This window comes from Campylobacter sp. 2352 PW (assembly GCF_024723575.1).
Lineage (GTDB): Bacteria > Campylobacterota > Campylobacteria > Campylobacterales > Campylobacteraceae > Campylobacter_D.
The window spans coordinates 99208-113271 of sequence record NZ_JANQCX010000002.1; the positions used below are offsets into that span (position 1 = coordinate 99208).

The 14064-nt window shown below is 28.7% G+C and carries 15 protein-coding genes; 11 read left to right on the forward strand and 4 right to left on the reverse strand.

All coding sequences use genetic code 11. From position 1 onward, the window contains the following. Nucleotides 1–21: 21 nt before the first annotated feature. A complete protein-coding gene (gene lepB / locus CAMP5121_RS01690) occupies nt 22–870 on the reverse strand; it encodes a signal peptidase I (RefSeq protein ID WP_337214625.1) in 849 nt (282 codons plus the stop codon). Then, nucleotides 867–1715 carry a bifunctional methylenetetrahydrofolate dehydrogenase/methenyltetrahydrofolate cyclohydrolase FolD gene (gene folD, locus CAMP5121_RS01695; protein ID WP_337214626.1) on the reverse strand — a complete coding sequence of 283 codons (849 nt, stop codon included), beginning with the start codon at nt 1713–1715 and terminating at the stop codon, nt 867–869. Before folD ends, lepB begins: the two co-directional genes overlap by 4 nt. 79 nt (nt 1716–1794) lie before the next feature. Here folD and CAMP5121_RS01700 point away from each other — a divergent pair, with 79 nt between their 5' ends. From CAMP5121_RS01700 to CAMP5121_RS01730, 7 genes are read left to right on the forward strand one after another with little or no spacing between them, the layout of a single operon-like run. Beyond that, entirely contained in the window at nt 1795–2139 is a 345-nt protein-coding gene (locus CAMP5121_RS01700; protein ID WP_012661297.1) for a c-type cytochrome, read from the forward strand. Beyond that, nucleotides 2136–3413 (forward strand): glutamate-1-semialdehyde 2,1-aminomutase, encoded by a 1278-nt coding sequence (hemL, locus tag CAMP5121_RS01705; RefSeq protein ID WP_337214627.1) that lies wholly within the window; start codon nt 2136–2138, stop codon nt 3411–3413. The genes CAMP5121_RS01700 and hemL overlap by 4 nt, the downstream gene beginning before the upstream one ends. Continuing rightward, nucleotides 3410–3676: an AtpZ/AtpI family protein gene (locus CAMP5121_RS01710; RefSeq protein WP_337214628.1), complete on the forward strand. Its 267-nt coding sequence runs from the start codon at nt 3410–3412 to the stop codon at nt 3674–3676. The genes hemL and CAMP5121_RS01710 overlap by 4 nt, the downstream gene beginning before the upstream one ends. Continuing rightward, entirely contained in the window at nt 3673–4158 is a 486-nt protein-coding gene (locus CAMP5121_RS01715; protein ID WP_337214629.1) for a hypothetical protein, read from the forward strand. The genes CAMP5121_RS01710 and CAMP5121_RS01715 overlap by 4 nt, the downstream gene beginning before the upstream one ends. Then, the gene (locus CAMP5121_RS01720) at nt 4155–5348 is read left to right on the forward strand and encodes an MFS transporter (protein WP_337214657.1); all 1194 of its coding nucleotides are present in this window, start codon (nt 4155–4157) and stop codon (nt 5346–5348) included. Before CAMP5121_RS01715 ends, CAMP5121_RS01720 begins: the two co-directional genes overlap by 4 nt. Then, nucleotides 5338–7299, forward strand: coding sequence for a flagellar hook-length control protein FliK (locus tag CAMP5121_RS01725; protein WP_337214630.1), 1962 nt, complete (start codon nt 5338–5340; stop codon nt 7297–7299). Before CAMP5121_RS01720 ends, CAMP5121_RS01725 begins: the two co-directional genes overlap by 11 nt. 2 nt (nt 7300–7301) lie before the next feature. Then, a complete protein-coding gene (locus CAMP5121_RS01730; RefSeq protein ID WP_039617937.1) occupies nt 7302–7592 on the forward strand; it encodes a FlhB-like flagellar biosynthesis protein in 291 nt (96 codons plus the stop codon). Here the strand turns inward: CAMP5121_RS01730 and CAMP5121_RS01735 are convergent. Together CAMP5121_RS01735 and CAMP5121_RS01740 are read right to left on the reverse strand one after the other, a co-directional pair. Then, a complete protein-coding gene (locus tag CAMP5121_RS01735) occupies nt 7567–8376 on the reverse strand; it encodes a phosphatidylserine decarboxylase (protein ID WP_337214631.1) in 810 nt (269 codons plus the stop codon). The genes CAMP5121_RS01730 and CAMP5121_RS01735 overlap by 26 nt on opposite strands. Then, the gene (locus CAMP5121_RS01740) at nt 8377–9507 is read right to left on the reverse strand and encodes a metallophosphoesterase (RefSeq protein WP_263678895.1); all 1131 of its coding nucleotides are present in this window, start codon (nt 9505–9507) and stop codon (nt 8377–8379) included. It abuts the gene before it with no gap. A gap of 70 nt (nt 9508–9577) precedes the next feature. Between CAMP5121_RS01740 and abc-f the strand changes: the two genes are divergently transcribed. Genes abc-f through CAMP5121_RS01760 form a run of 4 tightly spaced genes read left to right on the forward strand, consistent with a single transcriptional unit; the run spans nt 9578 to nt 14053 of the window. Next, entirely contained in the window at nt 9578–11515 is a 1938-nt protein-coding gene (abc-f, locus tag CAMP5121_RS01745) for a ribosomal protection-like ABC-F family protein (RefSeq protein WP_337214632.1), read from the forward strand. A gap of 53 nt (nt 11516–11568) precedes the next feature. Further along, on the forward strand, nt 11569–12756 hold the full coding sequence (locus CAMP5121_RS01750; RefSeq protein WP_337214633.1) for a M48 family metallopeptidase: 1188 nt from the start codon (nt 11569–11571) through the stop codon (nt 12754–12756). Beyond that, entirely contained in the window at nt 12756–13556 is an 801-nt protein-coding gene (locus CAMP5121_RS01755) for a HemK/PrmC family methyltransferase (RefSeq protein WP_337214658.1), read from the forward strand. The genes CAMP5121_RS01750 and CAMP5121_RS01755 overlap by 1 nt, the downstream gene beginning before the upstream one ends. Before the next feature lie 29 nt (nt 13557–13585). Further along, on the forward strand, nt 13586–14053 hold the full coding sequence (locus CAMP5121_RS01760) for a DUF4149 domain-containing protein (RefSeq protein WP_337214634.1): 468 nt from the start codon (nt 13586–13588) through the stop codon (nt 14051–14053). The last annotated feature ends 11 nt before the right edge of the window (nt 14054–14064 follow it).

A 14064-nucleotide genomic window follows, 5' to 3' on the forward strand; every position in this document is an offset into this window, starting at 1 on the left:
TTACATTGTTTCTTTGAGTAATTATTCCAAAGCTTCTATATCGCTTTCATTATGATGGATAAAACGCTCATCTTTTTCTATAGTTTCAACCAAACGCCCTACTCTTTCCCATCTAACTTTTTTATTTTCATCCCATGAAAAATAAATAAACCAAGGTTGACCAACTATATATTTATAATCTACACTCCCCCAAAATCTACTATCACTAGAGTGATCACGGTTATCTCCCATCATAAAATACTCATTTTCAGGAACTTTATAATAATAAGCATTAAAACCATAAATATTATTAGCACCTAATTCATCAAAAGAAGCGGGCTTCATAGCAAATTGACCTAAATTTAAATAGCGAAAAAATACACTTTCTATATCCACTCTAGAATCATAATGTATTCCTTTTTCTACAAAAGGTTCTTTTACAAAAAGCCTTCCGCCTATGATTTTTGTTTTATTAGGATAATAATCTTTCATATATTCATCACCCTCAACCATACGCACATATAAGGTTTTATTTGCAAAAACAACCTCATCTCCGCCCTTAGCCACACATCTTTTTACATAGTGGATTTTTGGCTCATGTGGATATCTAAATACTACAATATCTCCTCTTTTAGGACCCTCAGCACTTACTAAATGTCCATTTTTATTAAAATCAGGTAAAACAGGCACTTCTATCCAAGGAATATGCGGAGTTGGAATACCATAAGAAAATTTTTTTACAAATAAAAAATCCCCCACTAATAAAGTATTTTTCATAGAACCACTTGGTATGGTAAAAGCTTGTATAAAGAAAAATATAACCAATAAAACAACTATTAAAGTTCCTGTCCAAGATTGTGTGAATTTATAGATTTTTTTCAGAAAATTCATTTTTTAATCCTATTTTTAGCTGATTTTATAGTATTTTCTAAAAGCATTGCTATAGTCATAGGTCCTACCCCTCCTGGCACAGGAGTAATATAACTAGCTTTTTTGCTTACATTTTCAAAATCAACATCACCTACTATTTTTCCATTAACCCTATTAATCCCTACATCAACTACTATCACACCCTCTTTAACCATATCTTCTTTTAAAAGATTTGGACAACCTGCTGCTACGATGATAATATCAGCATTTTTTGTATAAGCTTTTAAATCTTTTGTATAAATATGACAAATACTCACACTAGCATTAGCATTTAATAAAAGTGTAGCCATGGGACGACCTACTACATTAGAAGCTCCTATTACAACCACATCAGCACCTTGTAATTTTATATCATAATGCTCTAAAATTTTCATAACACCCAAAGGTGTACATGGCAAAAAACCACCTTTTAAATTTAAATTTAAATTCCCGACATTAAAAGGATGAAAACCATCTACATCTTTATTAAAATTAATACTTTCTAGGATGATATCTTTATTAATATGTGCTGGTAATGGAAGCTGAACTAAAATTCCATCAACACTATCATCATGATTTAGGGTATTAATCAAAGCCAAAAGCTCATTTTGAGTTGTGTTTACATCAAGTCTATAAACCAAAGACTTAATCCCGCATTGCTCACAAGCCTTTGCTTTAGAACCCACATAAGTAGCACTAGCAGGATCTTCACCTACCAAAATCACGGCCAAACAAGGCTCTATACTTTGGGTTTTAAGTTCTAATACTTCTTGTTTTAGATTATTTTTTATCTCATCACTTAGCTTTTTACCATCTAAAAGTGTCATTTCTTTCCTTAAATTTATAGCTTTCTTTAACTTAAAAAATTGTATCATAATAAAACTTCTTTTTTGTTAAAGGTGATAAATGAAAATTATTTTATTTTTGTTTTTTATAGTTTATGGTGTTTGGGCTGAAGATTTTATCTCACCTAAAGAATACCAAGAATCCCTTTACAAAAATCCAAGAGGCATAAGTTGTGCTAAATGTCATGGTGATGGAGGACAACAAATACTAGGATATTATACTAAAAATGGAGAAAAAACACCTTTTATAGTGCCAAGTATTAAAAACACTCCTTATACACGTTTTAGAGAAATTTTAAGCCAACCTCAAGAGGCAAAAAGCATTATGCCAACTTACTCATTAACAGAAGATGAGATGAAATCGCTTTATGATTATATTACTAACAACAAAAGGAGTAAAAAATGAAAAATAATAAAAAGGCCTTTGAAGAAGCTTATGAATATATAGCAGGTGGGGTTGATTCTCCTGTGCGTGCTTTTGCAAGTGTAGGTAGCAATCCTTTATTTATCAAGCAAGGAAAAGGTGCTTATATTAGCGATATAGAAGATAATACTTATATAGATTATGTACAAAGTTGGGGGCCTTTACTTTTTGGACATTGTGATGAGGGTATTGAAAAAGCTTGTAAAAAAGCATTAGAACACGGTTCAAGCTTTGGCGCACCAACCCTAGCTGAAACTAAATTAGCTAAATTTATCCTAAAAGATTGGCCGCATTTAGACAAAATACGCTTTGTAAGCAGTGGCACAGAAGCTACTATGAGTGCTATTCGTCTTGCAAGAGGATTTAGCAAAAAAGATAAAATCATCAAATTCGAAGGGTGTTATCATGGGCATTCTGATTCTTTACTAGTAAGTGCTGGAAGTGGCGCCGCTACTTTTAACACCCCAAGCTCACTAGGAGTATTAACCGATGTAGCTAAAAATACTCTAGTAGCTATTTATAATGACATTGATAGTGTTAAAAACTTAATCAATAATGATGATAATATAGCTTGTATCATTATAGAGCCAATTGCAGGAAACATGGGCTTAGTACCTGCTAAAATAGAATTTTTACAAGAGCTAAGAAAACTATGTGATGAACATCAAATTCTTTTAATTTTTGATGAAGTTATGAGTGGCTTTAGAGCTTCATACCTAGGCTCTTTTGGAATTAATAATATAAAAGCTGATATAGTAACTTTTGGTAAGGTTATAGGCGGAGGTATGCCTGCGGCTGCTTTTGCTGCAAGAGCTGAAATTATGGATTTATTAAGTCCTTTGGGCGGGGTATATCAAGCAGGAACACTAAGTGGCAATCCTCTTGCTATGGCTGCAGGTTATGCGAGCTTAAAAAAAGCAAGAAATTATGAAGGTTTATATGAAAAATTAGAAAAACTAGGTAAAAGACTTACTCAAGGCTTTAAAGAAGCTGCAAATGATTGCAAAATTCCTTTGCAAGTTAATTGCGTTGGTTCTATGTTTGGATTTTTCTTTTGTGAAAACCCTGTTAATAATTATCAAGATGCTTTAAAATCAGATACTAAATTATTTGCTAAATTTCATGCACAAATGCTAAGCAAAGGTGTGTATTTAGCACCATCTCAATTTGAAACAGGTTTTATATGTGAATGTATGGATAAAAAAATCATTGATAAAACTATACAAGCAGCACAAGAAAGTTTTAAAGCCCTATGAATAAAAGACAAAAAATCATTCGCAAAGGTATAGAAGCTGCAGATGGATTAAGCCTTGGCATATCCATGGTTGTAGCTGTTTTAATCGGGGTTAGTATAGGCTATTTTTTAAAAAACTTAACCGGCATTATTTGGCTTTTTTGGGTAGGAGTGTTTATAGGAGTAGCTGCAGCGATTTTAAATGTTTATAAAGCTTACAAAGCACAAGTAAAAAGCTATGAGGAATTTAAAGAAGAAAATCGCTATAAAGATTTAAAAAAATGATCCTAAAGCCTAAAATTTTACTAAAACTCTTGCTAGGATTAAATTTACTTTTCTTAGCAGGAGTTTTTTTCTATAAAGGAATAAGCTTTGAATTATTCATCAGTTTTGAATTTGGATTTTTAGCTCAAAATTTGATCATTTTATTTTCTTTTTTAAATTACAAAAATTTTATTTATAAGGCTGCTAAAAATTACACTTTTACTCAAAGACCCTTACAAATTTTTGCTAAAAAACAATATTCTTTGCCAAAAATTATAAAATTTATCCATATAGATGACGATTTAAAACCAAAATTTAAAAGTATTTTTAAAAACGCATTAGCTTTTTTTTCTTTGTTTAAAATTTTTGCTTATGTGTTTTTAATAGCAGGATTTTTATTTTTAGAGTTTCAAGGCTTAATGAGTATTTTTGCCTTGTTTTGTGCAATGTTTGTCACACCCATAGCGGTATTAATATATAATTTTTTAATAAGAAAATGTTGAGCTCAAAAAGAACGATTAGATCGTTAACTGCATTGTTTTTTGGTATGATTTTTGTTTTTATAGGAAGTGCTTTAACGGTAAATTCTATAGCAATTATTTTAAAACATAACGATGTTAGTAATTTTTATATAGGGATAATAGGAAGTTGTTATTTTCTTGGTGCTATGGTAAGCACTATTAGTGCTCATAGGATAGTCTCTAAAGTAGGACATATAAGATCTTTTGGAATTTTTGCCATCATTTTTGGTATAGCTACTATGCTTCATAGTTTAAACTCTAATCTTTATTTTTGGATGGTTTTGAGATTTTTGCTTGGTTTTTGCTATTATGCACTTTTAATGGTCATAGAATCATGGCTTAATGAAAAAGCAAAAAATGCTATTCGCTCAAGAGTAATAGCCTTTTATGAAGTAGTATTTTACTCATCATCAGGCTTTGGAATTTTACTTATGTCCTTTGACTTCCCAAGTAATACAGTATTTATTTTAAGCGCTAGTTTTATTATGTTTGCCTCTATTCCTTTATTTTTAATCCGTATTAAAGAGCCGGTTTTACCACAAAAAACCAAAATTTCCATCCCTAAAGTTTTTGATATAGTGCCTTTAGCTTTAGTGACAAGCTTTATAGCAGGTATGCTTTTGAATGGATTTTTCTCCATGGCTTCTTTATTTATACTCATACAAGGATTTGGCGCAAAAGAAGCTTCGATTTTTATATTTTGTACCATGTTAGGAGGATTTATATCTCAACTTTTCATCGGAACCCTTTCTGATAAAATTAGTCGTAAATTTGCTATTATTTTATGCGCTTTTACTGCTTTAAGTGCTATGCTTTGTATTTTATTATTAAGCTATAATATTTATTTAAAATACTTTTTTGGCTTTTTACTGGGTATGGGAATGTGTTGTTTATATGCTCTTTCTTTAGCTAGAGCAAATGACATGCTTGAAGATTCTAGCAAAAGAGTTGAGCTTGGCAGAGCGGTTCTTTTTACTTATTCTTTTGGTGCTTTATTTGCGCCTGCTGTGCTTGGAACTTTGATGTATTATTTTGAAGGCAATGGTTTTATGTATTTTTACATTGTTTTATTAACTGTTTTAATTGCCTTTACCATAGATAAACCAAAATTTAAAAATCTAACCAAATTTAAAAGAAAACCAGGTAATATGGTAATGCTAGATGATAACTAATATTTCTAACAATCAAAATCAATTTGCAAAAAACGAAACAAACAAAGAGAACAAAAGTGAGAAATCAGACAAAAAAACCTCACTTAATGATGCTTTAAAAAATCCTTTATTTTCTAAAAATGATCCCGAAATCAAATTACCTAAAGATTATGTAAGCAAAATCGATCAAAAATTACAAGAATTATTAAATAAACTTTTAGATCAAATCAAAACCAACAAAGATCCTGATTTAGCAGTATTAAAAAATCACAAAGATTTAAATTTTGCACCTAATTTTGCCAATGAAGTTAAAAAACTTCAAGCAGAGCTTTCTAAAAAACCTGAATTTGAAAAACTGCTTAAAGTTTTAGAAGATCTAGTTAAACCCGCTAAAGATATCAACAATAAAAATCTTTCATCTTTGGTAAAAAATTCAGGTGTATTTTTAGAAGCAAAACTCAATCATTCTTTAAAAGAGCAAAATTTACCACAAAGCTTTTTTAATCTTTTAAATACCATAAAAGGGGCTACTAGTGAAAATCTAAAACGCGATATAAGTAATTTAGATCTTAAAAATCTTGACACCACAAGCACCTTAAAAGAACTTATTCACATCTTACAAAATCACAAAAAAGATAATAAAATTTCTTTAGAAAATACAAACTACAAGACACTTTTTAAGCTATTTGATAAAATAGAAAATTTTAAAAACTATATCAATAAAAACCCAAACTCTATTAGCCAAGAAAAGCTACAAAATATTGCTAATAATTTCATTAAAAATCTCAGTAAAAATTTAGCACTTATCAACAAAGAATTAGCCAAACCTGAAAATATAAAAATTCAAAATACACATATATTAAAAGAGCTTAGTCAAAGCATTAAAGATCTTATAACACTTTTAAAAGACATAAAAAATCATAAAAACAAAACTGAAATAACACAAGAAAATTTAAATAAAACTCCACATACTAAAGACATCAAAGAAGAATCAAAAGAGGAAATAAAAACTCCGCAAAAAAACACAGAGGATAAAAAAGAAACTCAACAAAAACAAGAAAGCATGATAAAAGATAAAGAAATTCAAAACACAAAAGAAGAAAAAACACCACAAAAAAATACTGAAGATTTAAACAAAAATGATAATAAAAGTCAAAATTTACAAACAAATAACACTAAATTAGAAGATATATTTAAAAGTACTTCAGGTAAAATTTTACTAGAAGATATTTTTAAACAAAATGTAAGTAAAAATCTTAATTTTAGCCAAAATCGACAAGAAGAGCTTTTAAATAATCTTAACAAAGAACTAGGCCTAATAGGAAGAAAACTCAATGAGGTTTTAAAAGCTTTAGATTCTAAAAATTATGAAGCAAAAAATTCTTTAGATGATATAAAAAATATAGAAAAAAAATTAGAACTTTCTATAAAAGATCTTGGAAAAATTACTCCAAAAGATACCGCAGAAATTTCTTCAGAATTACAAAAAGACATTAAATCCACTCTTTTGCAAGTTTCTAATCTGGCTAAAAATTTAGACAATGAAAGCATACTAAATCAAGCAAATCGTCTTATAGCTCAGCTTGAGTTTAATCAGCTTTTATCTTTGGCTAATAATAGCATTCATACTTTTTTACCTTTCTTTTGGGATGATTTAGAAAAATCTAATGTAGTTTTTAAACGTGGCAAAAAAGATAAATTTTATGCGCAAATTAATCTTGAATTTGAAAAATTAGGAAAAATCAATGTATTTTTATCTCTAAGTAATGATAAATACATTGATATAAATATGATGATAGAAAATGTTAATTTTAGAAAAAAACTTTATGAAAGAGCACGTGAGTTAAAAAAAGCCTTGGTTAAAGTAGGACTTCTAAGCTCTAATTTTTTCATCAGCGATATAGTTAAAAGCAAATTTCACAATCAAAAAGAATACAATGACTTTAATATGGGTTTTGATACAAGGGCTTAAAAATGGCTAAAAAAACAAAAAAAGCCGTTGCACTAGGTTATAACAAAGAAGATCAAAATGCACCAAAAATCCTAGCTAATGCCAAAGGTGAAAACGCTGCTAAAATCATCTCTTTAGCCAAAGAAAATGGCATACCCATAAAAGAGGATAAAGACTTAGTAGAAGTTCTTAGCAAGCTTGACTTAGGCGATGAAATCCCACCTAATATGTATAAAGCGGTGGCTGAAATTTTTGCCTTTTTGTATAAAGTTGCTAATGAAGATGAGACTAAGCAAAATCCGCAATCTTCTTAGAAAATTCAACTTGCTCATAAGCGTTTTTACTAAATTTTAAAAACCCTTTTTGGGCAATTAAAACTATCGTCGAACCTAGCTCAAAATTTCCAAGCCTTTGACCTTTTTTTACAAAAAGCCCATCATAAGTATGAGTAAAATCAAAATTTGCAGCATTAGTTTGTATACTAGTATCAAAACTAAAATGCATTTTACCTACATTTAGCGCACCCACAAATACCATCCAAAGTATAAATTTTCCTTCCACTAAGCACTTTAAAACCACTCTTTCATTTTTAGTATAAAGGTTTATAATCTTAGCCAACTTTGCCTCACTCACTCTAAATAAAGCCCCGCTCATATAAGTAGCACTTAAAATTTGCATATTACAAGGTGCATGATAATGATGATAATCTTTTGGAGATAAATAAATATTTGCATAATCTATGCCATTTTTTAATTCTTCTTTACTAGCTGAGTTTTTTAAAAGCTCTTCTATACTATAACTTGAACCTTTAATGCTAAAGGCTAAATTTTCTTTTAAGTCATTTTGAAAACTACTTCCAAGTTCTAAAATTTTACCATCACTTGGACTTATAAAGCCATCTTCTAATTCTCGCTCATTTAACAAAGTTCTTGTAAATAAAGCATTTAAGCTCTCATATTCTTCTAAGGATTTAAATTCACTCATATTGATATTGAAAGCATTTACATAAGCTTTATTTATATTTTTTTGTATAATTTTTGGAAATTTATATTTTGCTATGATTCCAAACATTTTTGAAGCACTATTGCTAAATCCCACTTATTCTCCTTTTAATCTAATCAAAGCTATCTCACTAGGAGCTAAAAATCTCACAGCAGGTCCCCAAAATCCAGCCCCACTGCTTACATAAAGCAAACTATCTTTGCTTAATTTATAAAGCCCATACACAAAGCCTTGCTCTAAATATACTAGCAAAGAAAAAGGGAAAATTTGTCCTGCGTGTGTATGTCCTGATAAAATCAAATCAAACCCACTCACATCATAAGTTTTTACATATTTTGGCTGATGCGTGATTAAAATATTAACTTTTTCTTGATTGATTTGAGTTTTAATTTTTTCTATATTGCTTTCTTTAAAACCCAAACGTTTAGCAGCCAAATCCAAAGTCCCACTTAAAGTAAAATCTCCAAAATCAATACTTTCATCTTCTAAAACTTTGAAATTCTTAAGCGTTTTAAGCTTTTTGCTTATCGCATTTATATCATTATAATACTCATGATTTCCATAAACAAAATAAGTGCCATATTTTGATTTAAAATTTTCTAATAAATTAATATAAGACATACTAGCTATATCTGCATCGATTAAATCCCCAGCTATGATGATTATATCAACATTTAAAGCATTAACCTCATCAATTAAGGTTTTTAAAAAATCTTCACCTAAATTTTTCCCTAAATGCACATCAGAAAGCAAAGCTATGTTTAAATCTTCTTTTAAATTTTTAATTTTAATATCTACCTCATTAACCTTAGGCGTGCTGATAGCATTTACAAAGCCTTTAAACACCATACTAACGCTAAGTATAATAAGCCAAGAATCAAAAATTAATTTTAAAAACTTTCTTCTTTGAAGGCTAAAAATTTGCTCTTTTTTATTTTCGTTAAAGAAAATCCAAGAACCAATTTCAAAAACCACTCCAAAAAGCAAGAAAAAGCAAGTAATAGTAGGAAAAATAGCTAAAATATAATAAAGCTTTTCATGTAAAAAATCCCCGCGCATATTTACAAAAAAGATTAATTCACATGCAAAAACCATTAAAACAAGAGCTAATACAAATTTCTTATAAGGTTTTAAAAAATCAACCTTACTTAAAAATCTTTTATAAATATACCAATTTGCCAAAGCAAAAAATAAAACTAATAAAGTAAAAAAAACAAACACTCTCATAGTGTAATTTTATTTAAGCAAAATTAATACTTTTTAAAGTAAAATCGCAAAAAACATTTGGGAAAGAAATTTGGCTTTAATAGATTTAATCGATGCAAATAAGAAATTTAATACAAAAATAGTTTTAGAAAATGCAAATTTTAGTGCAAATTTAGGAGAAAAAATCGCCATTATAGGTAAAAATGGCGAAGGAAAATCAAGCTTTTTAAAAGCCCTTATGGGAACTTTAAAACTAGATAGCGGTAGAGTGATTAAACAAAATAACACTAGCATAGGCATACTAAGCCAACAAGTAAGCTTTGAAAGCACCTTAAGTGCGAGCGAAGCCATCAAAAAAGAACTTAAAGAAATTTATCAAGCCTTAAAAGAATTTGAAAACTATAACGAAAAACTAGCTCTTGATCCTGAAAATAAAGAATATTTAAAAAAAGTAGATGAATTAAGTTTATTTATAGATTCAAAAGATGCATGGAATTTAGATCAAAAAATACAAAGAATACTAGAAGAGTTTAAGCTATTAGAGTATAAAGACAGAGCACTTTGCTCTTTAAGCGGAGGAGAAATAAGACGTGTAGGACTTTGCACGCTTTTGCTGAAAAATCCTGATATATTATTGCTTGATGAACCAACCAACCACCTAGATGTATATATGAGTAGCTTTTTAGAAGAAAGATTGAAAGCTTCTAAAATGTGTGTTATTTTCATCTCTCATGATAGATATTTTATCGATGCGATAGCGCAAAAATGCGTAGAAATAGAAGCAGGAAAATTAAGTGTTTTTGAAGGCGGATACACACAATATCTAGAAAAAAAAGCAGCTATTTTAGCTTCTTTAGCCAAAAGCCATGAAACCTTGCTTAAGCAACTAAAAAGTGAGGAAGAATGGCTAAGAAGAGGAGTTAAAGCTAGACTTAAGCGCAACGAAGGGCGTAAAGAACGCATTTTTAAAATGCGCGAAGAAGCCAAGAAAAACCCAGGAGCTATCAAACGCTTACAACTTGAGATTAAAAGAGCAAGTAAAAATTTCAATCAAATCCAAAGTCAAAATCGCAAAAAAATGCTTTTTGAACTTAAAAATATCTCAAAATCTATCGCTAACAAGACACTTTTTAAAGACTTTAATGCACGAATTTTACAAGGTGAACGCATAGCCATAGTAGGTAAAAATGGCTGTGGCAAATCTACTTTTTTAAAAATTTTACTTGATCAAATTCCACTTGATAGCGGGGAAATTAAAAGAGGTGAAGTTAAAATAGGCTATTTTGATCAAAGTAGAAGCTTACTCAATACCGATAAAAAACTTTTAGAAATTTTTTGCCCAAATGGTGGTGATCATATTCAAATGCGTGGTAAAAATATGCATGTTTATGGGTATTTAAAACAATTTTTATTTCCAAAAGAATTTTTAGAACAAAGCGTAAGTGTTTTAAGCGGAGGAGAGAAAAACAGAGTTGCCCTAGCCTTGCTTTTTATTAAAGAATATGATGTGTTAATCTTAGATGAACCAACAAATGATTTAGACATAGCTACGATTAATATTTTAGAAGAATATTTACTTTCTTTTGAAGGTGCGATTTTGCTTGTATCACATGATAGATACTTTGTTGATAAAATAGCAACTAAACTTTATGCTTTTGAAGATAATGCAAATATTAATATAGAAGTTCTTTCTTACAGCGAATATTTAGAAAATGAAAAAGAATACAAAGACTTTGAAGAATTTTCAAAAAGTTTAGAAACAAACACCACAACAAGTGTAAAAACAAAAGAAAAATCAAGTAAAAAACTAAGCTATAAAGAAAATGAAATTTTAAACTCATATCCTGATAAAATTCATAAATTAGAAGAAGAAATCAAAGAAATCAAAAATGCCCTAAGCAATCCTGCAATCTATCAAGAACTAGGTATAAATACCCTTTATGAAAAGCTAAATTCCTTAGAAAATGAACTTAGTATTTTAGAAGAAGCTTATTTTAAGGTTTTGGAAAAAAGTGAAAGCACTGATTAACTTTATATATTTTAAATAAGATAAAATTACTCAAATTTATTTAAGGAAAAATTATGACTTTAATAACTATTTTATGTATTTACACGGCCTTTTTGGTTTTTATATCTTATATGCAAATTTCTTTTTTAAAAAAAGAAAGAGAAAAACAAGCAATTATTTTAAATGAGCATGATTATAAAAATGCTGCAAATATCGCCATAGAAAATGAAAAATACAAAATCTTTTCTAATCTTTATAATCTGATGATTAATATTTCTTGGATTAGCTTTGGTTTTTTGTATTTAAAAGAAATTTTTATAAAAGAAAATTCTACTTTAGAAAATACTTTATTTTTACTTACATTTTTATTTATTATTAGTATTTTAAATTTACCACTTAGTTATTATGAAAGCTTTATAAAAGATAAAAAACACGGCTTTTCAAATATGACTTTAGCACTTTTTATTAAAGACAGCATTAAATCTTTAGCCCTAATGCTTATTTTTGGCTTTTTAATCATCTATGCTTTAGTGTTTTGTTTTGAATTTTTTAGCACATACTGGTGGATTGTTGCTTTTGCTTTAAGCTTTATAATCATACTTATTATAAATCTCATCTACCCTACTCTTATTGCACCTATGTTTAATAAAATGAAAAAACTTGAAGATGAAAATTTATTAGAAAAAATCACCAATTTAATGCAAAAATGTGGCTTTAGTGCAAATGGTGTTTATGTTATTGATGCAAGCAAAAGGGACAAAAGATTAAATGCTTATTTTGGCGGTTTATTTAAAAGCAAAAGAGTGGTGCTTTTTGATACACTTTTAAATGCTTTAAAAGAAAAAGAACTCATCGCTGTTTTAGGTCATGAGCTAGGACATTTTGTGCATAAAGATTTACTAAAAATGTTATTTTCTAGTGCTTTGATGCTTTTTGCTTTATTTTTTATCTTTGCACATTTACCAAGCTTTTTTTATATTGAAAGTCATTTAGATGGAGTAAATGCTGGAGTTTTTGCGCTTTTATTGATTTTTGGAAATATTTTTACTTTTATTATCTCCCCGCTACTTAATAAAATGAGTCAAAAAAATGAATTTAATGCTGACTTACATGGAGCAAAACTTAGTTCTAAAGAAGATATGAAAAATGCCCTCATAGCTTTAGCAAAAGAAAATAAAGCCTTTGTTAAAACAAGTAAAATTTATACTTTCTTTCATCTAAGTCATCCTTGTATTTGCGATAGAATTAAAGCTTTGCAATGATTTCAATCAAACAGGCCTTAAAGCAAGCTTACGCAAAAGATCCTACTCACAAAGAATATATACTTTTTATTCTTTGTGAGCTTTTACAAAAAGATAAGGCTTGGATTTTTTTAAATCCTGAATTTCAAATCGATGAAAAAGTTTTTTTAGAATACGTAGATAAATTTTTAAATGGCGAGCCTTTTGAGTATTTATTTCAAAAAACACAGTTTTATGGTTTAGATTTTTTTATTGAAAAAGGGGTTTTAATACCGCGTTTTGATAGTGAAATATTACTTGAAAGATGCTTAGAAATTTTAGATCATAACTCTTTTAAAAATATACTTGAAATTGGCTTTGGGAGTGGAATTTTAAGTATCTCTCTAGCAAAGTTAAAGCAAATTTTTATACAAGCTTGCGATATTAATCCAAAAGCACTAGATCTTGCTAAAAAAAATGCAGATTTTCATAATGTTTCAAATTTGATTGATTTTCAACTTTGTGATTTTAAAAATATGCAAGGAAATTTTGACTTTATTTTTTCTAATCCTCCTTATATAAAAAATAATTATCCTTTGGATAAATGGGTGCAAAATGAACCGCATAATGCTTTATTTGGCGGGGATAAAGGTTGGGAAATTTTACATGAAATTATCCTTTTTGCCAAAAACCATAACACAAAAGTCTTAGCGTGTGAGTTTGGCTATGATCAAAAAGCAATTTTAAATAAAATTTTAGAAGAAAATGATTTTAAAGCTACTTTTTATCAAGATTATAATGGATTTGATAGAGCCTTTGTTGCGTGGAATTTAAAAAATTAGACTATAATTATCTTTTTATAGGAGAAAATATGAAATCAATATATTTATTTTTATTAGCAAGTTTAATTGGGATTGAAATTAGCATAGGTGTATTTTTAGCTCCGACTATATTTTATCCTGCTAAATTCATAGGCGAAGGGGTTTTAACTCATTTTCAAAGCGGACTTTTAATGACACACATTTTTGTGCAATTTGGTTTTGTTTTACTAGGTGTGAGTGTTTTATCTATTTTAATGGAAATTTTCTCATTTAAGGATAAAAATTTAACTTTTAAAATAAATTTTTCAAAATTCATGCTTTCTTTAATCATTTTGGCACTAAGTTTGCTTTTTGTATTTTACTTCACTGCTTATGTTTTAGAAGCACAAAGCTTAGGAGAAGAAGCAACTAAGACTCAAGAATTTATAAAAATTCATAGTGCAAGTGAAGTTGTGATGAAAATTATCATGTTATCACAAGTAATTTTATTTTTTTTAAATTTTAAAACAAAAAAATGATATAATAAAAT

What these genes read in the sequence shown, in the direction of transcription:
- lepB (WP_337214625.1), bottom strand. Translation starts at nt 870, where the DNA reads ATGAATTTTCTGAAAAAAATCTATAAATTCACACAATCTTGGACAGGA.
- folD (WP_337214626.1), bottom strand. Translation starts at nt 1,715, where the DNA reads ATGACACTTTTAGATGGTAAAAAGCTAAGTGATGAGATAAAAAATAAT.
- CAMP5121_RS01700 (WP_012661297.1), top strand. Translation starts at nt 1,795, where the DNA reads ATGAAAATTATTTTATTTTTGTTTTTTATAGTTTATGGTGTTTGGGCT.
- hemL (WP_337214627.1), top strand. Translation starts at nt 2,136, where the DNA reads ATGAAAAATAATAAAAAGGCCTTTGAAGAAGCTTATGAATATATAGCA.
- CAMP5121_RS01710 (WP_337214628.1), top strand. Translation starts at nt 3,410, where the DNA reads ATGAATAAAAGACAAAAAATCATTCGCAAAGGTATAGAAGCTGCAGAT.
- CAMP5121_RS01715 (WP_337214629.1), top strand. Translation starts at nt 3,673, where the DNA reads ATGATCCTAAAGCCTAAAATTTTACTAAAACTCTTGCTAGGATTAAAT.
- CAMP5121_RS01725 (WP_337214630.1), top strand. Translation starts at nt 5,338, where the DNA reads ATGATAACTAATATTTCTAACAATCAAAATCAATTTGCAAAAAACGAA.
- CAMP5121_RS01730 (WP_039617937.1), top strand. Translation starts at nt 7,302, where the DNA reads ATGGCTAAAAAAACAAAAAAAGCCGTTGCACTAGGTTATAACAAAGAA.
- CAMP5121_RS01740 (WP_263678895.1), bottom strand. Translation starts at nt 9,507, where the DNA reads ATGAGAGTGTTTGTTTTTTTTACTTTATTAGTTTTATTTTTTGCTTTG.
- CAMP5121_RS01750 (WP_337214633.1), top strand. Translation starts at nt 11,569, where the DNA reads ATGACTTTAATAACTATTTTATGTATTTACACGGCCTTTTTGGTTTTT.
- CAMP5121_RS01760 (WP_337214634.1), top strand. Translation starts at nt 13,586, where the DNA reads ATGAAATCAATATATTTATTTTTATTAGCAAGTTTAATTGGGATTGAA.